This is a genomic window from Novosphingobium sp. (assembly GCF_036803765.1).
Classification (GTDB): domain Bacteria; phylum Pseudomonadota; class Alphaproteobacteria; order Sphingomonadales; family Sphingomonadaceae; genus Novosphingobium.
The window spans coordinates 1-22574 of record NZ_DAIRTS010000034.1 but is presented as its reverse complement, the minus strand read 5'-3'; the positions used below and the strand labels follow the sequence as shown (position 1 = coordinate 22574).

The 22574-nt window shown below is 64.8% G+C and carries 25 protein-coding genes; 10 read left to right on the top strand and 15 right to left on the bottom strand.

The genetic code is table 11. From position 1 onward, the window contains the following. Positions 1 to 52: 52 nt before the first annotated feature. Genes cydX through V7Q48_RS16610 form a run of 3 tightly spaced genes read right to left on the bottom strand, consistent with a single transcriptional unit; the run spans position 53 to position 2897 of the window. Positions 53 to 163, bottom strand: coding sequence for a cytochrome bd-I oxidase subunit CydX (cydX, locus tag V7Q48_RS16620; protein WP_084391181.1), 111 nt, complete (start codon positions 161 to 163; stop codon positions 53 to 55). An 11-nt stretch (positions 164 to 174) separates the two neighbouring features. Beyond that, positions 175 to 1323, bottom strand: coding sequence for a cytochrome d ubiquinol oxidase subunit II (cydB, locus tag V7Q48_RS16615; protein ID WP_333839887.1), 1149 nt, complete (start codon positions 1321 to 1323; stop codon positions 175 to 177). Positions 1324 to 1334: 11 nt separating this feature from the next. Continuing rightward, complete coding sequence (locus V7Q48_RS16610; RefSeq protein ID WP_333839883.1) at positions 1335 to 2897, bottom strand: cytochrome ubiquinol oxidase subunit I; 1563 nt, start codon at positions 2895 to 2897, stop codon at positions 1335 to 1337. A 118-nt stretch (positions 2898 to 3015) separates the two neighbouring features. Here V7Q48_RS16610 and V7Q48_RS16605 point away from each other — a divergent pair, with 118 nt between their 5' ends. Next, the gene (locus V7Q48_RS16605) at positions 3016 to 4620 is read left to right on the top strand and encodes an ATP-binding cassette domain-containing protein (RefSeq protein WP_333839880.1); all 1605 of its coding nucleotides are present in this window, start codon (positions 3016 to 3018) and stop codon (positions 4618 to 4620) included. A 176-nt stretch (positions 4621 to 4796) separates the two neighbouring features. Next, a complete protein-coding gene (locus V7Q48_RS16600) occupies positions 4797 to 6173 on the top strand; it encodes an ATP-binding cassette domain-containing protein (protein WP_333839878.1) in 1377 nt (458 codons plus the stop codon). A 22-nt stretch (positions 6174 to 6195) separates the two neighbouring features. Here V7Q48_RS16600 and V7Q48_RS16595 read toward each other — a convergent pair whose 3' ends face one another. The 4 genes from V7Q48_RS16595 to V7Q48_RS16580 all read right to left on the bottom strand — a co-directional run bounded on the left by V7Q48_RS16595 (position 6196) and on the right by V7Q48_RS16580 (position 11165). Next, positions 6196 to 6528 (bottom strand): ArsR/SmtB family transcription factor, encoded by a 333-nt coding sequence (locus V7Q48_RS16595; RefSeq protein ID WP_333839876.1) that lies wholly within the window; start codon positions 6526 to 6528, stop codon positions 6196 to 6198. Beyond that, complete coding sequence (locus tag V7Q48_RS16590; protein WP_333839875.1) at positions 6525 to 9737, bottom strand: efflux RND transporter permease subunit; 3213 nt, start codon at positions 9735 to 9737, stop codon at positions 6525 to 6527. The genes V7Q48_RS16595 and V7Q48_RS16590 overlap by 4 nt, the downstream gene beginning before the upstream one ends. Next, complete coding sequence (locus V7Q48_RS16585) at positions 9734 to 10666, bottom strand: efflux RND transporter periplasmic adaptor subunit (RefSeq protein ID WP_333839873.1); 933 nt, start codon at positions 10664 to 10666, stop codon at positions 9734 to 9736. The genes V7Q48_RS16590 and V7Q48_RS16585 overlap by 4 nt, the downstream gene beginning before the upstream one ends. 145 nt (positions 10667 to 10811) lie before the next feature. Then, the gene (locus V7Q48_RS16580; protein ID WP_333839871.1) at positions 10812 to 11165 is read right to left on the bottom strand and encodes a rhodanese-like domain-containing protein; all 354 of its coding nucleotides are present in this window, start codon (positions 11163 to 11165) and stop codon (positions 10812 to 10814) included. Between the two features lie 164 nt (positions 11166 to 11329). Between V7Q48_RS16580 and V7Q48_RS16575 the strand changes: the two genes are divergently transcribed. Genes V7Q48_RS16575 through V7Q48_RS16560 form a run of 4 tightly spaced genes read left to right on the top strand, consistent with a single transcriptional unit; the run spans position 11330 to position 14466 of the window. Continuing rightward, positions 11330 to 12619 (top strand): NAD(P)/FAD-dependent oxidoreductase, encoded by a 1290-nt coding sequence (locus tag V7Q48_RS16575; RefSeq protein ID WP_333839868.1) that lies wholly within the window; start codon positions 11330 to 11332, stop codon positions 12617 to 12619. Then, positions 12619 to 12822: a YgaP family membrane protein gene (locus V7Q48_RS16570; RefSeq protein ID WP_333839865.1), complete on the top strand. Its 204-nt coding sequence runs from the start codon at positions 12619 to 12621 to the stop codon at positions 12820 to 12822. The genes V7Q48_RS16575 and V7Q48_RS16570 overlap by 1 nt, the downstream gene beginning before the upstream one ends. An 11-nt stretch (positions 12823 to 12833) precedes the next feature. Further along, positions 12834 to 14093: a TolC family protein gene (locus tag V7Q48_RS16565; RefSeq protein ID WP_333839862.1), complete on the top strand. Its 1260-nt coding sequence runs from the start codon at positions 12834 to 12836 to the stop codon at positions 14091 to 14093. A 13-nt stretch (positions 14094 to 14106) separates the two neighbouring features. Then, on the top strand, positions 14107 to 14466 hold the full coding sequence (locus V7Q48_RS16560) for a carboxymuconolactone decarboxylase family protein (RefSeq protein ID WP_333839860.1): 360 nt from the start codon (positions 14107 to 14109) through the stop codon (positions 14464 to 14466). Positions 14467 to 14603: 137 nt separating this feature from the next. On the opposite strand, the gene V7Q48_RS16555 is transcribed toward V7Q48_RS16560, so the two are convergent. The 5 genes from V7Q48_RS16555 to V7Q48_RS16535 all read right to left on the bottom strand — a co-directional run bounded on the left by V7Q48_RS16555 (position 14604) and on the right by V7Q48_RS16535 (position 17786). Further along, entirely contained in the window at positions 14604 to 15356 is a 753-nt protein-coding gene (locus tag V7Q48_RS16555; protein ID WP_333839858.1) for a DNA-binding domain-containing protein, read from the bottom strand. Beyond that, entirely contained in the window at positions 15353 to 16180 is an 828-nt protein-coding gene (gene bufB, locus V7Q48_RS16550) for an MNIO family bufferin maturase (protein WP_442947156.1), read from the bottom strand. Before bufB ends, V7Q48_RS16555 begins: the two co-directional genes overlap by 4 nt. A 76-nt stretch (positions 16181 to 16256) precedes the next feature. After that, positions 16257 to 16523 carry a BufA2 family periplasmic bufferin-type metallophore gene (gene bufA2 / locus V7Q48_RS16545; protein ID WP_333839933.1) on the bottom strand — a complete coding sequence of 89 codons (267 nt, stop codon included), beginning with the start codon at positions 16521 to 16523 and terminating at the stop codon, positions 16257 to 16259. Between the two features lie 83 nt (positions 16524 to 16606). Then, positions 16607 to 17248, bottom strand: a complete 642-nt coding sequence (locus tag V7Q48_RS16540) for a DUF1109 domain-containing protein (protein WP_333839855.1) — start codon at positions 17246 to 17248, stop codon at positions 16607 to 16609. A gap of 1 nt (position 17249) precedes the next feature. Continuing rightward, a complete protein-coding gene (locus V7Q48_RS16535; RefSeq protein WP_333839931.1) occupies positions 17250 to 17786 on the bottom strand; it encodes a sigma-70 family RNA polymerase sigma factor in 537 nt (178 codons plus the stop codon). Between the two features lie 180 nt (positions 17787 to 17966). Between V7Q48_RS16535 and V7Q48_RS16530 the strand changes: the two genes are divergently transcribed. Beyond that, the gene (locus V7Q48_RS16530; RefSeq protein WP_333839852.1) at positions 17967 to 18236 is read left to right on the top strand and encodes a BufA1 family periplasmic bufferin-type metallophore; all 270 of its coding nucleotides are present in this window, start codon (positions 17967 to 17969) and stop codon (positions 18234 to 18236) included. 92 nt (positions 18237 to 18328) lie between these two features. Next, positions 18329 to 18814, top strand: coding sequence for a DoxX family protein (locus V7Q48_RS16525; protein ID WP_333839849.1), 486 nt, complete (start codon positions 18329 to 18331; stop codon positions 18812 to 18814). A 207-nt stretch (positions 18815 to 19021) separates the two neighbouring features. Here the strand turns inward: V7Q48_RS16525 and V7Q48_RS16520 are convergent, their stop codons facing one another. Both V7Q48_RS16520 and V7Q48_RS16515 read right to left on the bottom strand, forming a co-directional pair. Next, complete coding sequence (locus V7Q48_RS16520) at positions 19022 to 19321, bottom strand: 2Fe-2S iron-sulfur cluster-binding protein (protein ID WP_333839847.1); 300 nt, start codon at positions 19319 to 19321, stop codon at positions 19022 to 19024. Between the two features lie 14 nt (positions 19322 to 19335). Then, positions 19336 to 20460 carry an acyl-CoA dehydrogenase family protein gene (locus V7Q48_RS16515; RefSeq protein ID WP_333839845.1) on the bottom strand — a complete coding sequence of 375 codons (1125 nt, stop codon included), beginning with the start codon at positions 20458 to 20460 and terminating at the stop codon, positions 19336 to 19338. A 239-nt stretch (positions 20461 to 20699) separates the two neighbouring features. On the opposite strand from V7Q48_RS16515, the gene V7Q48_RS16510 reads away from it, so the two are divergent. Beyond that, positions 20700 to 21362, top strand: a complete 663-nt coding sequence (locus V7Q48_RS16510) for a hypothetical protein (protein WP_333839843.1) — start codon at positions 20700 to 20702, stop codon at positions 21360 to 21362. Positions 21363 to 21383: 21 nt separating this feature from the next. Here the strand turns inward: V7Q48_RS16510 and V7Q48_RS16505 are convergent, their stop codons facing one another. Continuing rightward, entirely contained in the window at positions 21384 to 22034 is a 651-nt protein-coding gene (locus tag V7Q48_RS16505; protein ID WP_333839840.1) for a TetR/AcrR family transcriptional regulator, read from the bottom strand. Between the two features lie 208 nt (positions 22035 to 22242). Here V7Q48_RS16505 and V7Q48_RS16500 point away from each other — a divergent pair. After that, on the top strand, positions 22243 to 22574 hold a 332-nt coding region (locus V7Q48_RS16500; protein WP_333839837.1), incomplete at its 3' end, for a hypothetical protein.

The following is a 22574-nucleotide window of genomic DNA, read 5'->3' as shown; positions in this document are numbered from 1 at the left end:
TACGATAGGCCTATACCGAGGATTTGCTGCGCAAGGCCTTTACCGTGAAGGTTCACACCGCAGGATCATCGTCGATGGGCGAATTGAATTCGTGCCATAGCCCGTTGATGATGCCGAAGCCTACCGCCAGGCCCAGACCTAGCACCCAGGTAAAATACCACATGGTCGTTCCTATCAGTAAAAGTCTGGGTTGGCCTCGACATCACGCAGAGTGATCCGCCCGCCCAGCATCTTCATCACCCAAGCCGTATAACCCAGCACCACCGGCAGGAAGATCACCGTCACGATCAGCATGATGAACAAGGTCATATGGCTGGACGAGGCATTCCAGACGGTCAGGCTGGAGCGCGGATCGATCGAGGACGGCAAGATGAAGGGGAACATCGACAGGCCCACCGTGGCAATGATGCCGGTGGTCGCCAGCGCGGTGCCGATGAGGTTCAACGCTCCGGATCGCTTGGCGATACCTACTAGTGCAACCAACGGCCCGAGCAGCCCCAGGACCGGCGCCAGCGCCATCCACGGATACGCGCTGTAATTGGCCAACCAGCCACCCGGCGCAGTGACGCTGGCCGACATCAGTGGGTTCGACGGCCCCTGTGTGTCCACCACGCCCGTCAAGGCCAGCCCCATGCCGCCCCTGGCCACCATTATCCCGCCGATCAGGAACAGTGCGATGCTGGCCAGTGCGGCAATGCGGGCGATGGCCCGGGTGCGGACCAGCACCGGCCCCTCCTCGATCTTCACCGCCAGCCACCCTGCGCCATGCAGCGCCAGCATCGCCACCGAGAGCAGGCCGGTGAGCAGCGTGAAGGGCGTAAAGAGGCCAAGCAGCGAGCCTTCATACGTCATGCGAAGGTCACTATCGAAGCGGAAGGGCGCGCCCACCAGCACATTGCCCACCGCCACACCGAATACCAGCGCAGGCACGAAGCCGCCTACGAACAGCGCCCAGTCCCAGCGGCTGCGCCAAGCGGCATCGGCATGCTTCGACCGATACTTGAACGCCACCGGCCGCAGGATCAGCGCCGCCAGCACGAGGAACATTGCTAGATAGAAGCCGGAAAAGCTGACCGCATAGACGAACGGCCAGGCCGCAAAGATCGCACCGCCACCGAGGATGAACCACACCTGATGGCCCTCCCAATGCGGGGCGATGGCGTTGATGACGAGGCGGCGTTCCTGATCGGTACGCCCGACAAAGGGCAGCAAGGCCCCGACACCAAGGTCATAACCATCGGTCAGCGCAAAACCGATCAGCAGCACGCCCAGCAACGCCCACCAGGTCACCCGCAGCGTTTCATAATCGAGAGGAATATGCATGTCCTGTCCCCTTATTCGGCGGGCAACGGGGCAAAGCCCTGCGCAGCGCCTACGGGCTCATGATGCTCGATCGGCCCCTTGCGGATCGCGGCGACCATCAGGCGGATCTCGATCACGGCCAGCGTGCCATAGAGCGCGGTGAAGCCGAAAATCGTCGCCCAAACCTGCGGCACGGTCAGCGAGGAGGCACCAAGGAAGGTGGGCAGCACGCCATCGACCGCCCAGGGCTGGCGCCCGATTTCGGCCAACACCCAGCCCGATTCAATCGCGATCCACGGCAGCGGGATCATCACCACCGCCAGTTTCAGGAACCAGCGCGTGGCAAACTGGCACGCCGAGGCGCAGTAGAAGGCCATGGCGAAGAAGGCGATGAAGCCAAAGCCCAGTGCCGCCATCCCCCGGAAAAGGAAGAACATCACCGGCACGTTGGGCACCGTGTCCCAAGCGGCCTTCAGGATAAGTCGATCATCCGCTTTCCGTGGGTCGGCCACATAGCGCTTGAGCAGCATGGCATAGCCGATGTCACGCTTGTGCGCCTCAAAGGCGGCGCGGGCCGGCACATCGGCGCGATCCACCTTCAGCTTTTCCACCGCGTCATAGGCAATGATACCGCTGTGGATGCGCTCGTCCGCGCGAAGCACGAGTTCCTCGATCCCGTCGATCTTGCCGGTCAGGCTGCGCGTGCCGATGATGCCCATGACATAGGGCAACTTGATCGCGCCATGGGTGGTACGCGCCGCGACGTCGGGCAGGCCCACCAGCGTGATGGCGGCAGGGGCCGCTTCGGTTTCCCACATGGCTTCGATCGAGGCCAGTTTCATCTTCTGGTTGTCGGTCAGCGCGTAGCCGCTTTCATCACCCAGCACGACCACCGACAGCGCCGAGGCCAGGCCGAAGGCCGAGGCCACCATCATCGAACGGCGGGCGATATTGGTGTATTTGCCGCGCAGCAGATAAAGCGCCGAAACGCCCATCACGAAGGTCGCCGCGCAGACATAGCCCGCGCTGACGGTATGCACGAATTTGGCCTGCGCCACCGGGTTGAACAGCACGGCGTAGAAGTCGGCGACCTCCATCCGCATGGTTTCGGGGTTGAAATTCGCGCCCACTGGATTCTGCATCCACCCGTTGGCGATCAGGATCCACAAGGCTGACAGGTTCGTGCCCAGCGCGGTCAGGAAGGTGACAAGGAGGTGCTGAACCCGGCTGAGGCGGTCCCAGCCGAAGAACATCACGCCCACCATCGTCGCTTCCAGGAAGAAGGCCATCAGGCCCTCGATCGCCAGCGGAGCGCCGAAGATATCGCCAACGTAGTGCGCGTAATACGCCCAGTTGGTGCCGAACTCGAACTCCATGGTCAGGCCCGTGGCCACGCCCAGCACGAAATTGATACCGAATAACTTGCCCCAGAACCGCGTGATTACCCGCCATATGGGGCGCTTGGTGATCACATAGACGCTCTCCATGATGACCAGCATGAAAGAGAGGCCAAGCGTCAAAGGTACGAAAAGAAAATGATACATGGCTGTCAGCGCGAACTGGAGCCGGGATAACTCGACAACCGCCATATCCATCGGACATGCCCCCTTGGTAAGGCTGCGCTTTTTGGCACAACACAGCAAATGGCAGGCGGCACGTACGCACAGACTCGCTTGCTAATTGCAGATGTCGCTAATATGATTGATCAATAATATGGTCAAGTCCCTTTCCCTTGCTCGCCCCCGTCCCGATCGCATGGCAAGCCTTTGGTGGATTGCCGATACTTGTGGCGCCATCTTGGTGGCCTTCGGTCTGGCAAAGGTGATCGCGGGCGGCGCGTTTGGCCACGACACACCGGTTTCGGGACTGGCCGCCATGGTGGTTGGCGGCATGTCGCGTGCCTTCGCCCAAGGGCAGGCGCAAGAGGCAGGAATGGCCGCAGCCCTGCGCGCGCAATCCATATGGCGAGCGATGCTCCTGCCTGCCCTCCTCCCCACCCGGCTCATGCGCGGACGGATGATGGGCGAGGATCTCCATCTGGCGCTGGATGCCATGGGCAATACGAGGGGTTATGTGGCGCGTTACCTGCCGCTCCGCCTCGCTGCGGGAGCCGCCCCCTTGCTGGTGGCGATGGCGGCCTGGACAGCCAGCACCGTGGCGGCCGGTATCATGCTGGCCACGCTGCTGCCCTTCATCCTGGGCATGGTGCTGGCAGGCACTGCCGCAGCCCGCCGCGCCGCAGCGCAGCATCAAGCGCTGGAGCGACTGTCGGGCTTGCTGGTGGACCGCGTGCGCACACTGCCCACCGTCCTCTCCTTCAGTGCCGAGGACCGCATCACCCGCCATCTGGGCGCCAGCGCGCAAGAGGCCGCGCGGCGCACCATGTCGGTGCTGGCCATCGCCTTTGCCTCGGGCGCCATTCTGGAATTTTTCGCGGCGCTCAGCGTGGCTCTGGTGGCGGTCTATTGCGGCTTTTCCCTGCTCGGCCTGCTCCCCTTCCCCGCGCCCGAACCGCTCGATCTGCGGAGTGCCTTCTTCGTGCTGGCACTGGCCCCTGAATTCTACCTCGGCTTGCGCCGCCTTGCTGCGGGCTATCATGACAAGCAGACCGGCGAGGCCGCCTTGGCTGCCATGGAACAGGCGTTAAGCGATGTGCCGCAAGCGCCTGCTTCCATCGCGGCGCCTGCGCGTCTTGCAGGCCGCGCCGTAATCCTTACCCACCGCGACGGGATGGCGATCGGGCCTCTGACGTGGGATTGGACCACGCCCGGCCTGCACGCCATCACCGGCCCCACGGGCAGCGGAAAGTCGTCTCTTCTGCTGGGCTTGATCGGCCAGGTGCCGCTGGGTTCCGGCGAAGTTCTGGCCGATGACGCGCCGATCATCGGTGGTGCGCTTAACTATGCGATAGGCTGGGCGGGGCAAGATGTGGCACTGATCCCCGGCACTGTGCGCGACAATCTGGCGCTTGGATGTTCGTCGGGGTGCCAGGCAGGCGATGCGGCGATTATCGCCATGCTGGAGACAATGCAGCTTGGCCCGATGCTGCGCGCGCGCGGCGGGCTGAATTTGGTGCTGGACCATCGCGGATCGGGCCTGTCGGGCGGCGAGCGGCGGCGGATCGGTCTGGCCCGTGCCATGCTGTCTGCCCGGCCGATCCTGGTGCTGGATGAACCCACCGCCGATCTGGATGAAGACACGGCCGGTGCCATCCGGGCCCTGCTGGTCGACAAGGCGCGCGATCACATGGTGGTGGTCGCCACCCATGATGTCGCGCTGATGGCGCAGGCGGCTACGCGACTGGAGATCCCGGCATGACCATGCTCGACGCCCCCTTGGCCCGGCAAAGAGGCGCGCTGCGCTGGGGCATGATCTGTGCCGGTCTGGCGGCGCTGGCAGCGGTCGGCTTGTTGGGCATGGCGGGGTGGTTCCTGGTGGGGGCAGCCCTGGCGGGAGCGGCAGGCCAATGGGCGGTCTCGGCCTTCAACTATCTCTTGCCCAGCGCGGGCATTCGCGCCGCCGCGATTCTGCGCACCGGTGCCCGCTATGGCGAACGGATGCTCGGGCACCGCGCCGCGCTGTTCGCTCTGGCTGATATGCGCATGGACCTGTTCGCCCGCATCGCCAAGGCCGCGCTGGCGGGCCGCGCGTCTTTGCGCAGCGGTGAAATGGCTGCCCGCTTCGGCCGCGATGTCGATCTGCTGGAAGATACCGCGATCCGCCGCGTGGCGGTGGTCGGCGGGTGGAGCGCCGGGATTGCCGCTTTGGCCCTGGTCAGCCTGTCGGGCTGGCGCAGCCTTATCGTCATGGCGGTGGGCATGGTGGCCATGCGCCAGGCATCGCGCCGCATGGCCGCCCGATTGCCGCATTTGCAGGAGCAATTGGCGCAGGCCCATGCCGGTTTGCAGGCCGACTACGCCGATATGGCCGGCCCGGCCGCCGATATCGCGGTTTACGATCTGGCCCAGCCGATAGCCGCCGCGCTCGAAGCCAAAGCATCCGCACAGGCCGACGCCGAGCTTGCGGTGGCCCGCGCAGAAGCCCGTATCGCCATTGCGCAAACCGCTCTTTCCAGCATTGTCGTTGCGCTGGTTGCCATGTTTGCCCAGGGCAACGCGCCGATGACAGCACTCGGCGTGCTATCGGCCATGGCAGGGCTCGAAGCATGGGCGGGTCTTGTCCAGCACGATATGCGAAAAGGCAACATTGAGGCCGCGGAACAACGCCTTGCCGCGCTGGGGAACATTGAAACCGCCGACCACAAGCCTCTTCCCCAGTCCCCCACGATCACCTTCGCAGGGCAAAGCGTACGACCCGGCGCACGCATTGCCATCACTGGCCCATCCGGCATCGGCAAGACGCGGCTGGTGGAAACGCTGATCGGGCTGCGCGATAATGCGCCGCAGGATGTGCGCATCGCTGGACTTGCGCCGCATGAGTACGGCCTGGCCGGTTTGCGCCCCCTGTTTGCCGTGATGCAACAGGATGCACCGCTGATCGCGGGCAGCGTGGCGGACAATCTCGGCCTTGCCCGCCTTGGCCTCACGCGCGAGGCGATGATGCGGGCGCTGCATGTCGCCTGCGCGGACGACGTGATCGAGGCGCTACCCGATAGATTGGATCAATGGCTGGGTGGCGATGGGGCGCGGCTGTCTGGCGGGCAAAGACGGCGTGTTGCCCTGGCGCGGGCCTTGCTGGCCGCGCGCCCATGGCTGGTGCTGGATGAACCGAGCGAAGGCCTAGACGCCGTCACCGAAAGCCGCCTCGTACAAAGGCTTGGCGCCTGGTTGGACGGGACCGGGACGGGGCTGATCCTGATCAGCCACCGCCCGGCCATGCTGGCCTTGGCAAATCAGGCCATATGTCTCTAGCGGGCAACCTGTGATGACGGTCTCAACAGACCTTGGTCTGCAGACCCACGACACCCGCATCGCAAAGCGCGCACATGGCGTGGATCACGCCCGAGACGACGGGATCGTTGAGGCTGTACCAGCGGACCTGCGCGTCGATGCGCACGTTCACCACCCCTTCGGTGCGAAGCATGGCCAGATGCTGCGAAACGGCTGACTGCGAAAGGCCCGTCATCGCCACCAGCTCGTTCACGCTGACCTCGCCTTCGTCCATCCGGCACAGCATCAACAGGCGCTCGGGATGGCTCATCAATTTGAGCCGCGCTGCCATATGCGTAGCATTCGATTTCAGTTCGGAAAGGTCAGTGGGCTTCATAGTGCCTCTCCAGATAAGGCAATCCCGTCATCCCGCAAGGTGACGTAGATGGCGGGAATGACCAAAAGGGTGAGCAGGGTCGAAGAGGCAAGCCCGAAGAGCAAAGAGATCGCCAGCCCCTGAAAGATCGGATCGGTCAGGATTACGCTGGCGCCGATCATCGCGGCAGCCGCAGTCAGTGCGATGGGTTTGACACGGATGCGCCCGGCCTCGAGCAACACCTCGCGCAGCGGCTTGCCGGGCGTGGCGGTATGGCGGATGAAATCCACCAGCAGGATCGAATTGCGCACGATGATCCCCGCCAGCGCGATAAAGCCGATCATGCTGGTGGCCGTAAACGGTGCGCCGAACAGCATATGACCCGCCACGATCCCGATCAGCGTCAGCGGCACGGGCGTCAGGATCACCAGCGGCAGTTTGAAGCTGCTGAACTGTCCCACCACCAGCACATAGATTGCCAGCAGCGCCACCATGAAGGCACCTCCCATGTCGCGGAACGTGACCCAGGTAATCTCCCATTCGCCGTCCCACAGGATCGAGGTGTGGCTTTCATCATCGGGCTGGCCGTGCATCAGGATGGTCGGCTTGGTCAGGCCGTGGCCCGCCCAGTCATAGGCCTCCACCGCCTTGTCCACCGCCAGCAGCCCGTAGATCGGCGACTCATAGCGGCCGGCCATGTCGGCCATCACCATCGTGGCACCGCGCCCATCACGGCGGAAGATGGCCTGCCCACCAGACTGCGTCCTGGTATCGACCAGTTCGCCAAGGCTGAGCAATTGCCCCGTGGGCGTGGCCGCGACCGGTGTCGCGGCCAGCGCGCCCGACCCCATGCCCGACCATGTCCGTTGCGACTGATCGAGGCCGATCTCGACGGGCAACGGATCGCGGTCGGGGCCGCGCGGCACGTAGGCCAAGGTTTGCCGCCCCATCAGTGCACCGATGCTGTCGAGCACCTGGCTTTCTGGCAAGCCATAGTGATCCAGCTTGTCACGATCCGGCACAAGTCGCAGCGTCGGGCGGGCCACGCCGAACGAGTTGCCGGTATCGACGATGAAGGGCACGGACTTGAAAATCTGTTCGAGCACCAGCGCGGTTTTCTGCCGTGCCGCCTCGTCAGGTCCGTAGACCTCTGCCAGCAGTGTTGCCAGCACCGGCGGCCCCGGCGGCGTTTCCACCACCTTGATCACCCCACCGGCAGGCAGTGACAGCGCCCGCAACCGTTCACGCAGATCAACGGCAATGGCATGGCTCGACCGGCTGCGATCGCCTTTGGCGGCGAGGCTGACCATGACATCGCCCTGATTGGCCTGGTTGCGCAGGAAATAGTGGCGCACGAGGCTATTGAAGTTGAACGGCGCCGCCGTGCCCGCATAAGCCTCCATTGCTCTTACTTCGGGGATCTGGCGCGCGATGGCGCTGGCCTGCTCGAGAATGCGCGAGGTTTCCTCCAGCGACGTGCCTTCGGGCATATCGGCCACCAGTTGCACCTCGCTCTTGTTGTCAAAGGGCAAGAGCTTGACCGTCACCGCCTTGAGATAGAACATCGAACAGGCCACCAAAGTGGCGACGCCCACGCCGATCAGAAAGCGCCTGGCGCTGGTGCGCGTGGCGATCACACGGGCAGCGTAGCGGGCATAAAGCGCACCGAGCTTGCCGCCATCCTCGCCCGCATGGCCATGGGCGAGCGCACCCCGCGCAAAGCGGATCATCAGCCAGGGCGCGATCACCACAGCGACGAAGAAGCTGAACACCATCGCTGCCGAGGCATTGATCGGGATCGGCGCCATGTAGGGCCCCATCAATCCCGAGACGAACAGCATCGGCAGCAAGGCGGCCACCACCGTCAACGTCGCGATGATCGTGGGATTGCCCACCTCGGCCACGGCCTCGATAGCGGCCTGCTGGCGGCTGCGACCATCGTTCATGCCCCAATGCCGGGCGATGTTCTCGATCATCACGATGGCGTCGTCGACCAGGATGCCGATCGAAAAGATCAGCGCGAAGAGCGACACGCGATTGATCGAGAAGCCCATGATCCGCGAGGCGAACATGGTCAGCATGATGGTGGTGGGAATGACGATCGCCGTGACACCCGCCTCGCGCCAACCGATGGCGAAGCCGATCAGGATGACGATCGACACGGTCGCCAGGGCCAGGTGGAAGATGAGTTCATTGGCCTTGTCATTGGCCGTTTCGCCATAGTCCCGCGTGACATCGACCGAGACGCTGGCTGGAATCAGCCCGCCCTTCAATGCCTCGACGCGCGCCACGACACCTTGAGAGACATTGACGGCATTGGCGCCGTTGCGCTTGGCGATGGCGATGGAGACGGCAGGCGCCTGCCGCCACCCGCTGCTTGTCCACGACCAGCGCCAGCTGCGCGCCTGATCCTGCGCGCCGCCTTGCTCGACCTGTGCGACATCGCCCAGCAGCACCGGCGCGCCGCTTGCGGAGCGCACGGTCAACCGGCGCACCTCGTCCACGCTGGCAAACGGCGCGCCCGCGCTCACGGCCAGCGCTGCCCCATCCTGGCGGACCGAGCCGGCGGGGAAGCTGCGGCCACCCTGGCGAATGGCATCGATGACGCCGGAGAGCGGCACCCGTGCCGCCGCCAGCCTTGCCGGATCGGAAACGACGCGGATCGCCTCGCGCTGTCCGCCGGTGATGAAGGTCAAGCCCACATCGTCCACCTTGGCCACTTCCGTGCGCAGTTTGCCAGCCAGCGTGTAAAGGCTGCGCTCGTCCCAGCCCGGTCCTTTGGGGGTGAGCGTCAAAACCACGATCGGCACATCACTGATGCCGCGCACCGTGATCTGCGGCGGCTGAATGCCGGCGGGGATCTTGTCGATGTTCGCCTTGATCTTTTCGTCGACGCGGGTGGCGGCCGCTTCAGGGTCCTGGCCCACATTGAACCGGGCCGTCACCATCACGCCATTGTCTTGCGCCTGGATATAGACATGCTCGACGCCGTCGATGCTCTTGACGATCTGCTCCAGCGGCTTGCCTGCCAGCTCCACGCTGTCCGCCGCCGAAAGGCCGGGCGCGGCCACGCGAATGTCGACCATCGGCACCTTGATCTGCGGCTCTTCCTCGCGTGGGATGGTGATCGTGGCGATCAGCCCGACGAGGATCGCCGCCAGCAGGAACAGTGGCGTCAGCGGCGAGGCAATGGTCGCCCGCGTTATGCGTCCGGAAATGCCCAGGTTCACGAGGCGCCTCCCATCAGCACGTCACCGGCTTTGATGCCCGAGAGGATTTCTACACTCCTGGTGTCTGCTGCAGGCGACGTCTGCACGGGCACCTGCATCACGCCGCCGGCTTTCGTCGCGACCTGAACATAGTCGAGCCCATAGCGCGTGACGACGAAAGCGCGGGGGACAATGATCCCGCGATGGGTTCCGGCTGCCAGCTGCGCGGCCATGCGCCGCCCGATCAGGCTGGCATCCAGCCCCGCCATGGCGACATCCGCGCTGACCTGGCCTGCGGTCACCGCCGGATAGATACGCGTCACGCGACCCTCGCCGCTCATCCCCTCGATACGCACCCGCGACCCCGTTTTCACTTTGGCGGCCAGACCCTCGGGCAGATCGAGCCGCAGCACCACCGGCCCGGACGTGACCACCGCCACCACCATCCCTGGCACCACCGGCGATCCGGCCGGCACATCGGCACGCAATACGCGGCCGTTGGCAGGCGCGACCACCGCACCGTTGCCCGCAATCGCGCGCATGCTGGCCTGCTGGGCATGGGCAGCCCGTGTCTGGGCCGCGGCGGCGCTGGCGCCTGCCTCGGCCTGCTCGAGACGCGCCTTGGCATAGACGCCATTGGCGGCGAGGAACTTGACGCGATCCAGTTCGGCCTTGGCCTGCGCGGCTTGCGCCTGTGCGGCGGCAGCCTGCGCGCCATATGCAGCAGATTGATAAGCGAGCTGGTTGTCGGCAATCCGGCCGATGACCTGTCCCTTCCGCACTGTATCGCCGGCGCGCACCAACAGGCTGGTCAGCAGGCCGGGAATACGCGCCAGCACTTGTGCCTGGTCCTGGCTGGTCACCTCGGCAGACACGCTCTGCCAGTCGGGCGTATCGCTCGCGGTCACGGTCAGGCGTGGCCCCTTCGCCGACACAGCAGCGTCAGGCACCGGTTCGTCCTGCCCACAGCCCTGAAGTGATGCCGCCATGAGCACCAAGCCCAAGGCCCCGGACGTCAAACCCCGGCCCTGCACGCCTTTCACCATTGTCATCTCCCGTACCCCACCTGATGCGCCCGTTCCTCGGCGCCTGCGCTCAGCGCTCGACCGGCAAACCAGCCTTGGTCCAGGCGCCGAAACCGCCAGCCAGGTGGGTGTCGACACTGGCTTGCGCAGCCCCGCACTGATCGAGCGCCATGCCCGACCGCTTGCCACCGAGGCACGTCAGGACGATTTGCCGGTCGCCGGAAGCGGGCAACCTGCCGGGCTGGAAAGTGGACAGCGGCATATTGATCGAGCCGGGAATATGCCCGCTCGCGAATTCGTCCGCCTCGCGCACGTCGACGACAAGGACCTGATTCGCGGCAACCATGCCCGCCAGTTCGTGCAGGGCAATCTCCCGGTGTTTTGCCGATTTTCCAAAGCCAAAGACCATGATCCGCTCTCCCATTCCGCAGCGTCCGCAGACGCCATAAAAACATTACTTGCTTATATTGTATTATGGTTATATTAGTCAAGGGAGATTGAAGCGGATACGGAGTCCCCATCTGTCGGAAAGCCAAAGGGGCCGCATATCTCTGGGAGAGCCGATCAATGCCCAAGCCTGCAAACCCATTGCCCCGCATCCTCGTGCTGGGCGCTGGTCTCGGCGGCACCGTCGCCGCCTACGAGATCCGCGACGCGACCAAAGGCCGCGCCGAGGTATCCGTGGTGTCGGACAGTGACGATTACTGGTTCGTGCCGAGCAATCCATGGGTCGCGGTGCGGTGGCGCGGACCCGACGCGATCCGCGTGTCGCTGCCGCCGGTGATGGCCAGGAAGGGCATCGCCTTTACCAGCGTTGGTGCCGCCCGTGTGCATCCGGCCGAGAGCCGCGTGGAACTGCGTGACGGCACAAGCATGTCGTATGACTATCTAGTGATCGCCACCGGGCCTGAACTGGCATTCGACGAGATTCCCGGATTTGGCCCCGATGGCCACACGGTTTCGGTCTGCCGGACCGATCATGCGGCACATGCCGCCGACGTGTTTGACGAATTCTGCAAAAACCCGAAGCCGATCGTGGTTGGCGCGGCGCAAGGCGCTTCATGTTTTGGCCCGGCCTACGAATTCGCGCTCATCCTCGACACCGAGCTACGCCGCCGCAAGATCCGCGACCAGGTGCCGATGACCTTCGTCACCAGCGAACCCTATATCGGCCACCTCGGCCTCGACGGCGTGGGTGACACCAAGGGCCTGCTGGAAAGCCAGTTGCGTGAGCGGCACATCAAATGGATCACCAACGCCCGCGTCACCAGCTTCGATGACGGCATGGCCCATGTCGAGGAGGTCGGTGAGGATGGCGCGGTCAAGAAGGCGCACGACCTGCCATTCGGCTTCTCGATGCTGCTGCCCGCCTTTCGCGGCATCAAGGCGGTGCATGGCATCGAAGGGCTGACCAATCCGCGCGGGTTCATCCTGGCCGACAAGCACCAGCGCAACCCCAATTTCAAGAACGTCTATTCGCTCGGCGTTTGCGTCGCGATCCCGCCGCTGGGACCGACGCCGGTTCCGGTCGGCGTGCCCAAGACCGGTTTTATGATTGAGAGCATGGTGACGGCCGTGGCTCACAATATCGCCACCGAACTTGACGGGAGCGCGCCGAACGAGGTGCCGAGCTGGAACGCGGTGTGCCTTGCCGATTTCGGCGATGGCGGCGTGGCCTTCGTGGCCCAGCCCCAGATCCCGCCGCGCAACGTCAATTGGTCGTCGCATGGCAAATGGGTTCACCTCGCGAAGGTCGGCTTTGAAAAATACTTCCTCAAGAAGGTCCGCTCGGGCGTCAGCGAGCCCTTCTATGAAAAGCTCGCCCTGCAAATGCTGGGTATCAACAAGCTAAAAGAAACCACCAAGGAGACCATGTGATGAGCCTTGATTCCGCTGTGATGCGCTTTGCCGGGGCCGTCGTTCTGGGCAGCGCATTGGCCGCTCATTTCGTGAACCCTGCATGGATCTACCTCACCATGTTTGCCGGTGCCAACATGCTTCAGGCCAGTGTGACGGGCTTTTGTCCCGCCGCCATCCTGTTCCGGGCGCTGGGCGTGAAGCCGGGCTGCACGTTCAAATAAGGGCTGATGCCATGCGTCATCTGATCATGCTGTTGCCCTTGTTGGTGGCCTCGCCTGCCTTTGCCCAAGGGCAGGATCTGAATGCCACCATCGCCGATGCCTTGGCGCACGCCCCCGTCCTGGCCGAGGCACAGGCGGGAGAAGCACAGGCGCGAGCAAGGTTCGACGGCGCCAGGGCACAGGGCAACCCGATGGTCAGCGTCGAGGGGCAGATCGGCGCCGGGCAAATCGACAATGGCGGCTTCTTTGGCTTTGCCGCCAGCGCTGTCACGCCGCTGGCGGTGCGCGCAGGCGCGGAAATGCCACTGTATGCCGGCGGGCGGGTGGTGGCGGCAATGGACCAGGCGCGTGGGGGGCAAGCGATCGCCACGCTGGCCCTGGCCGATGCACGCTCGAGGGTGATCGTTGGCGCGGTGGCGGCGCATGCCGAGGTATTGGCGGCGCGGCGGATCGAGAAACGTTTTCAGCAAATGGCCATCGAACTGGCCGAGGTCGAGCGGCAGGCCCGCTTGCGATTTCAAGCCGGCGAAATCCCCGCCTCGGACCTGGCCGCCGCCACCGCCCGCCGCGCCGAGGGCGAGGCTGGCCTAGCCGCCGCGCAGGGCCGCCGCGTGACTGCAGAGGCCCAATATGTCCGCCAGACCGGCCATGAAGCGGGTGCGCTCGCCCCCTTGCCCGCCCTGCCCGCCACGCCGCCCAGTCTGGACGAGGCGTTGGACAGCGCACATCGCGGCAATCCGATGCTGGCTCAGGCCGAAAAGGGCATCGACGTCGCTCGCGCCGGGCTACGCGGCGCAAAGGCCGAAAGCCTGCCCACCGTCGGCGCCTTTGCGGAGGCGAGCCGCACTCGCTACCAGTTCTTCCCCGATTACCGCGCCGATGCGATGGCCGTGGGCATCCGTGGTCGATGGACCTTGTTTGCCGGTGGCCGCACCGCCGCCAAAATCCACGAGGCCGACGCCGCGCTCGATGCCAGCGAGGCCCGCGCGCGCGAGGCCCGCGACCAGATCGATGCTGCGGTCATCGCCGCCTGGACCGGCCTCCAGACCGCGCACCGCGTGGTCGACGCCAGCGCGGCGCGGTCCGCCGCGACCGCCGAAGCTTTGCGCAGCATTCAACTCGAAGCCAAGGTCGGCGCCAAGCCCACCCTGGCCGTTCTCGACGCCGAGCGCGAGGCAACCGCAGCGGATGCCGCCGCCATCGAGGCTGAGGGGCAGCGCATGGTAGCCGCGTGGCAATTGAATGCTCTGGCTGGACAGATCAATCCTTGAGAGGAGGAACGTCATGCATAAGGACTGGCCGCAGATGGCCAAGGAACTGTCGGGCGCGATCAAGCAAGTGCGGCTTGGCGCCCCCGACGTGATGAAGAATTTTTCCGCCATGGCCAGCGCCGCCACAGTCAATGGCGCGCTGGACAGCAAGACCAAGGAATTGATCGCGCTGGGCATTGCGGTCGCGATCCGCTGCGATGGCTGCGTGGCATTTCACGCACAGGCTGCCGTTCGGCACGGTGCTTCCCGCGAGGAGGTGATGGATGCCATGGGCCTTGCCATCTACATGGGCGCCGGCCCCAGCCTGATGTATGCGGCGCAAGCGGTGGAAGCCTATGATCAGTTCGCCGCCGATCCGTCGCAGGCCACCTGATCTGCGGCGCCCAGCCCTATTCGTGTGGGTCCGCGAGACGGCGCGGCTCATGGCATTCATTTTTTGAAACGTCATGGGTGTAGAACACAGGAGGACGTCCAGGTACGACTGCCAGCGGCTTGCGACCTGACGATGCGTCAGGCCATGACATTCCGATCCAGCAAGCCATCGGCCGCCCATCGCGCCAGCCAGTGGCCGGCGATCCCGACACCATCGGCTTCGCCATGTGCGCGCACGAGGTGGTGACACACCGCGGCAAACGGCATCCCGGCCAGCAGTTGCGGGGCCAGTTCTGCCTCTGCCGGGTCCAGCGTGCGAAAGCAGGCGATTTCGGTGTGTCGCCAGACCAGTACGGTGGCCTCGCGCGGCATGCGTTCTGCCTGCGGCACGGCCCCCTTGGAGGCCAGCGCCGACCAGATTGCCGGCGCATTGGTGCCCAGGCGCAGCAACCGGGCCGTGGGCACCCATCTGAGCACCGCACGGTCCCAATCAATCAGACCCAGCGCAGTGCTGTCGAGCGGAGCGGCGTCGCGGCCTACGAAGGCATCGGCCAAGGCCAGTTCCAGCACAGCCAATTCCGCCACTTCTTGATCGTCGGGCCATTGCCGGGCCAAGCTCTGCGGAAACACGGCTGTATAGTGGTCCAGCGACCAGCTATCGGGCGGGCAGTCATCGATGCAGCGGGCGGCGCTGGCCTGAAAGTCGTCATGCCCCAGCCACTGCAACGTCTGGGGAAAACTCTCGCGCAGGCAGGCCATCAAGGCCCCGCGATAATTGTTCTGATAGACCAGCAATCCGGCTTGCGCTGTCGGGGCGAAGCGGGCCGCAGCATGATCCGATCCCGTCATCAGCCAGTTGCCGAATTCGGCCTGGAGCAGGGCCAAGCTCATGCCGCGACCCCGTGCCGCGCCAGGGTCCGCGCCTGGTCGAGCTCGGCCAGCAGTTCGGCCAGCGGGGGGATGTTGTCATCACGCTCGATCATCACCGCGACCGGGCCAAGGCGATCGATGACCTGGGCAAACAGCGTCCAGACGGAGGGGGGCACCGGCTGGTCATGGGTGTCGATCAGCAGGGTTTCACCCTGGCTGTGACCGGCAAGATGGATCTGCCGCACGCGGTCCAGCGGCAACCCGGCGAGATACGCCAGCGGGTCGAAGCCGTGATTGATCGCCGAGACGTGTACGTTGTTGAGATCAAGCAACATGCCGCAGCCGGTTCGTGCGCAGACCTGTTCGAGGAATTCCCACTCGGTCATGTCCGACTGGGCGAAGTCCAGATAACTCGACGGATTTTCGATGAGCATCGGCCGCCCCAGGCGCTCCTGCGCATGAGCCAGGTTGGCGCAGACGATATCCAGCGCTTCGGCGGTGTAGGGCAGAGGCAGGAGATCATGAGCGTTGAAACCCGGCGTGCGCGACCAGCTCAGGTGATCCGACACGAACAACGGTTCGATCTCGTCCACAAGGCTGCGCAGGCGCACCAGATAGTCTGCGTCCAGACCATGGGCCGATCCGACAGACAGAGAAACCCCGTGCAGCGCCACCGGGTAACGCGCACGCACCTGGTGCAGGATGCGCCGCGGCCGCCCGCCCGGGATCATGAAGTTTTCGGAAATGACCTCGACGAAGTCCACCGGCGCAGTGGCCTGGAGAAAGTCGTCGTAATGCGGTTTGCGCAGGCCGAGGCCAAAACCGGAAAAGCGGGGCAGCGGCACGATCGTTCTCCTGCAGCTTGTGCGCCGCCGCGCCTGGAGGGGCGCGGCGGTGCACAGGCCCGTGACCTGGACAGACTTACTTGGGCTCGGTCAGGCTGCCGCCGGCGGCCTTGCATGCCTTGACCGACAGGGCCTTGAAGCCCTGGCCCTTGCACTCATTCTGGCCCTTGCACTCGTGATTGCCCGACTTGCAGTCCGACGTGCCCTTGCAGCTGTTGACGCCATAGCAGTGGACCACGGCCGTGCCGCTCGCCGCCATGGCCGGGGTGGCAACGGCCGCCGCCGACACGGCAACGACGGCAGCGGTGGCCGCAAGGCTCAGGCCCGAATTGAGAGTATTCATCATGGCGCTCCTGGAAAATGCGTATGCCGGAAGTGGCATAGGCTATTCGCGGTGGCGCCTCGCGCGGTTACATCTGCGCAAAATTACCAGCGCAGCAGGCGCGGACCGACGACGGCGCCGGCAAGCGCGGCAAGGCTGATGCCCAGCGTGTACCAGGTGAGCACGAAGATCGCCGAAACCTCCGGGCAGTGCAGGCAGTAGAGCGTCGCGCCCCATGCGCCGGCGGTCAGCCCAGCCGTTGCGCCCGCAGCCCGCAGCCGCGTCGGCGCAAGGCGTCGAAAGGACCAGAGCAGGCCGCCGAAGATCGGCACCGACAGCAGGAAGACGAGCGCCGAGCACACGCTCCAGGTATGGCCCAGCCACATGGCCAGCCACTCCGCCTTGGGAACCCGGCTCATTTCGAACAGACCGATCGCAACCAGGAACAGCACCGGCACCACCATCAGCCACAGCCATCCCGGCCGGCCGCCATCGGGCCGGGCAACGCGCGCCGTGGCAAGCACCGCACAGATGCCGATGGAGACCGTGTAGCCCCACTTCATCCAGAACGAGTAATGGCGCAGCGCCGTGCCGAGCTGCGGATTGAACCCCAGCAGCCAGGCAATCATCGCGAGGGTGACGACGCCGCCAGCGACAAGCCCGATCGCGAGACGGCGCCCCACGGCGTGGCGCGGGACAGGGGTAACCTCGCTGGCCAGGGCATTGATCAGTTCGTCGGTTTTCATTCTAGAATTCGCCTCTGATGCGGGCAGCGAGCGCTTTCAGGCCGCGATGCACCGACACTTTCACGTCAGATTCCCCCATCCTTTCCCGCGCCGCCGCCTCGTGCGTACTCAACCCGTCGAGCCGGGTTGCGCGGATCGCCTGCGATTGCTTTGCCGGCAAGATGTCCAGCAGTCGGTCAATATCGATCCGCGCGCTGCTGGCCTCCTCGAACCCCTCGGCCACCAGAATGTCATCCAGCCCCTCGATCGGGCAGGTCCGGCCGCAGCGGCGGAAATGATCGACCATCTTGTAACGCGCGATGGCAAACAGCCAGCCGCCGAACGCGCGCTCGCGGTCGAACGTGGCCCGCCGCGTGTGAACCGCGATCAGCGTTTCCTGCACGAGATCGTCGATGTCATCGCGGCGATCGCGCATCCGGCGGCGGTAGAACGCTTCGAGCAGGGGAACGAGCGCGCGCAGCAATTGCGCCTGGCAGGCCGCGTTGCCTTCCAGACCGCCGATCATCCACGCTTTCAACTGGGCTTCGTTCGCTTGCATGTGGGCTCCCATGCCATGCTTCGCGCCAGACCCGCCGATGGTTACATCGCGAGCGGCCGATCGACGAAAAATAAAGTGTGTAACCGACTGCCCACCCGCGCCGAAATGCTCCCTGTCGGCCGGGCCGGGATCGCCGCCCGCGACGCACCTGCTCGCCATTTACTCCCAAGGAGCTTCATCATGACCATCGCGCAAGCTGCCGCCGCCGTTGCCCTTTCCGTTGCCGCCATTGCCGCCACGAGCGCGCATGCCGCCGACGCCCCCAAGACCGAGAAGTGCTATGGCGTCGCGCTCGCCGGCAAGAACGACTGCAAGGCCGGCGCAGGCACCAGTTGCGCCGGCACCTCGGTCAAGGACTACCAGGGCAACGCCTGGAAAGCCGTGAAGATCGGCACCTGCACTTCGATCAAGACGCCCCGCGGCATGGGCTCACTCACGCCGCGCGGCTGAACCGGCCCTCCCCGCCAGCCTGTGCCCGGACGCTGCCACCCACATCGTCCGGGCTATTTTGCCACGCCTGCCGACCGATCAAGGACGAGCCGATGACCACGCTGATCCTGCTTCGCCAACGCGCCACCGATCTTGCCCGGTGGCTGCTGCCCGAATGGCTTTTGCTGCTGGTCGCAAGGCTCGGCGCCGGTGCGATCTTTTTCCTTTCGGGCCGCGCCAAGGTCGACGGCTGGTTCACCATCACCGACGGCACCTTTGATCTCTTTGCCAGCGACTATGCGCTGCCGCTTGTGCCGCCGCACCTCGCCGCCTATGCTGCGACCATTTCAGAGCATTTGTTCTCGATGCTGCTGTTCCTTGGCCTGTTTACCCGAGTGGGCGCGATAGGCCTGCTGGGCATGACGCTGGTCATCGAGGTGTTCGTCTATCCTGACGCCTGGCCTACTCATCTGAGCTGGGCCAGCCTGCTCCTGCCCCTACTGGCCAAGGGCGGCGGAAGCCTGTCACTCGATCATGTGCTGTGGTGTCAACTGGCTCAGCCGGAGCGACGAGACCCCAATATTTCACAACTGTGCTGATAACCCGCTTTCATACGGGTGATTCCGGCACGACTGCCAGGGGTACACGTCCCAACCGATGGGTTCGGAAAGCCTTTAGCCGGCGAACTTTCGGGCGGCGAGGCCCGAGGTTGCAAGGCCCATGATGATTTGGTCGAGCGCAGCTGTGCATACCTGACCAAGTTCGCCAGGCCGCAGCGCAGGCGGGATGCCCGGTCTCCGCAAGGGTCACGCCCGCCGGTCGAGCGCGATGACCAGCTTGGGCGTGGCTGCGCGCGAGCAACACGGGAGGAACACCTGGCCCGCGTGGCGCTCGGCGTCGCTAAGTGCGTCGTCGCGGTGCAGCGGGACACCTGTGACGACGCGGGTGCGGCAGGCGCCGCAGACGCCAAGCCGGCAGGCGTTGCGCAAGCGGATGCCTGCCCGTTCCAGAGCCTCGAGCGCGGTCGTTGACGCAGGCACAAGGATGCGTTGGTCAGTGCCGGCGATTTCCAGCTCGAACGGCTGGTCCGCCGTCACGCCGTGCATATCCGGCGACGCGCTCAGTTGAGCAGCGCCTTGCCGATTTCCATCGCGGCGACGTTGGTGTTCGTCGCCATATGTTGCGACCCGGCACGCACGTCACGGACGGCCCGCGAAAGCGGCGTATCGTAGATCCCGTTGCCACCCGCCAGCGCCATGACCCGTTCGACGGCGCTGTTGGTCAGCCGGCTGATGACCGAATTGGCGGCACGATTGCGGCGGCGTTGCTCGTCGCTGTACGTGGGCGTGTTCATGCCGGTGTGGTCGTCGCATTGGGCGATCGTGCCCGCCAGCATCGACCAGGCCGTGTGAATGTCGGCCCAGGATTCGCCGACCGCGACCTGGACATGCTCCGATTGAGCCGGAGCCAGCGCGTTCCATTTCGCCGGCTTGGCGCGCATCTCCGCCACGAAATAGTCGAGCGCGCCCCAGGCCGAGCCGATGAGCGCGGCTTGCAAGCCCAGCGGAGCGACGCCGCCAAGCAGCGGCGGGATCAGCATCACGCGATGGGCGGGCACAAATGTCTCAGCAATCTCGAGCGTCTTGCTGCCCGTGCCGCACAAACCCATCGTGCGCCAATCATCGATGATCGCCACGGCATCGCGGGGGACCAGGAACGTGTGGGGGAACGGATGCCCGTCGGCGCCAAGAGCCATGGCCCCGACGATGTACCAGTCGGCATGGTCGCTGCCGCTGGCAAAGGGGAAGCGGCCCGACAGCGTGTAGCCGCCTTCCACGGGAACGGCCTTGCCGGTGGGGGCAAAGGCGGAGGCGACCAGCGCGTGGGGATTTTCGCCCCAGACATCGTGCTGCGCCTGCTCGGGATAGAGCGCGATGTTGGCGGCATGGCCGGCGAGGACCGAAAACGACCAGGCGGTCGATGCGTCGCCCTTACCGATCTCGAAAACAATCTCGGCGAACTGGGCAAAGCTGCAATCGTGGCCGCCCCAACGCGCCGGCTTCACCATGGCGAGCAGGCCGTTTTCCCAACATGCGGCGATGATGTCGGGCGCGACGCGGCGATTGGCCTGCGTCTCGTCCGCGCGCTGTCGGGCCAGGCGCGCGATCGTTCGTGCGGTATCGCGCAGCACTCCGAAATCGACGCGCTGGGCGACTTGGGGCTCTCGTTCCATCACCTGGGTCATATCGTTCCTCTACCCTTGTTGTTTTCGCGGTCGGACGTCCCGCCGCGAGGCCGGCGCTAAAACCGATCCGGTTCGACACCGCGGCCGTCTAGCCCGACATTTCGCCGGCACCATCGATCCGTGCCGCATGCCTGGCTGCACCGCCGTTCCACAAGTGTCTTGCCACAAACTGCACATACGTGCAATACCGTGTCAAACGATGGGCCCGCCGATCGTCGAGCGGCCCGAGGGAGTGGATCATGGCTGAACGGTATGTTGCCCAGAAGACGGAGATTTTTGGTGGTGCGATGGATCGGGCGAAGCCCGCCCCGATCGAGATGCTACACCTCTCAATCTCGCACGTGGGGCCAGGGATCAACGACCTGGTTGAGTTCTACCAGGTCGTGCTGAACATGCGGGTCGCCTACGTGTTCGACTACCCGAACTTCCAGTTCATCGCCCTCACGCATGACGACGAGAATCACCGGATCGGCATTGCCTACACCCATCAGGAGGTGAGCGAAGAGGAAGGCCGCAAGGCCCCGCTGCGCGCATGCCGCCTGGAACACACGACCTGGAAGTTCCGCGACTTCGGCGACCTAATCGTGACCGCCAAGCGCATTCACGACACGCTCGGCATCTGGCCGGCGAGCGCGCGGCACGGTGGCTCGGAACTGACGATGGACTACATCGACCCCGATGGAAACCGCGTCGAACTCCTGGCGCATTCGGGATCCAAGGCCGAGATCCTGTTCGGCCTCTACCAGCAGTTCAATACGCCGCGCGACGACATCAAGTATTCGGACATCTACCTCAACCTGAACATGGAAAAGGTGGTCGCCCTGTACGAAGCCGGGACGCCGGCCGATCACTTCCTCGACAAGGAGTTCTGCCGCCAGCTGATTGCCGACGGCAAACTCTGACGCCTTGCGTGCGAGGCCGCGTCAGGACCGTGCCCGGTGCGCCTCAGCGATGGCCTCCATACCGCCAGTGACGAAAGGCAACATGGTGGCATAGATACGCTGGTAATCGTCGGTCGCATAGGATTCGATCGTCAGCACATTCATCGCCGCGCCGTATTGGGTCATGCCCGCCAGAACCGAGAGCGCATAGCTGAAGCCGCGCACGATGGCTTCCTCGGGGACGCCAGGCATCACCTTTTCGAGCGCGACGACGAACGTCATCGAGTTGTCGCGGAACAGCTTTTCGGCCAGCCAATTCCAGCGGGGATCCCCCCCGATCGCCGAGATCAGCCGGAGATAAGGCCGCCATTCGGGCAAGGGCAAGAGTTCGACCACCGGCCGCATGAACGCATCGAGGATGCCATTCACGCCAGGGGCCTCGAGCGCTTCCAGCAGCTCGGTCCGGCGCCTGGTGATCTCCAGCGACTTGCGCGTGGCCACGGCCTCGAACAGGTTTTCCTTGTTCTTGAAGTGGTAGGTGATGAGGCCGAACTTTACCCCGGCGCGATCCGCCACATTGCGGATCGAAATGGCGTCATAGTTTTCCGCACTGAACAGGGCCTCGGCCGCATCGAGGATCGATTGGCGGGTGCGTTCACCGCGGGCGAGCGTGGCTATGTCGGCAGGCTTCATCGTCGCGCCATACCCGGGTTCGCCGCAAAAAGTCAGCCCCTGGCTACCATCGCGCGGGCGCGGCCGCAGACCACGCAGGATGCGAATACCATGACAGAAAGCCTGCCTAATTGATCGTCGATCAAAATTTGAGGTTGCGGGACTGGACGCACGTATAAAACCGAGTTACTTTTTTGATCAACGATTAGATAAAGACTGGGGCAGGTGCATGAAGCTCGTGATGATCGCAGGCGGTGGAGCCGGCTGCCAGATCGATTCCCGCATTCTCGATTTCCAGCGCGCCGCTGCGGTGCTGCCCGACGCGGCTAGGCTGCCTTCCACCGTTGCCGAACTGCTCGATGCATCGCGCGGCATGCTCGACGTCGCGCGCACGGTGGAAGAGGCGATAAGGCTGGACCGGCAGGGCATTGCCGCGGCGCTGGAGGAATGCGGGGCCCTGCGGCCTGCGGCCGACGTAGGGCTGGCCGCGCCCCTGCCCCGCCCGACCAACCTGTTCCTGCACGGCATGGCCTATCATAGCCACGCGCGCGACGTCGAGCA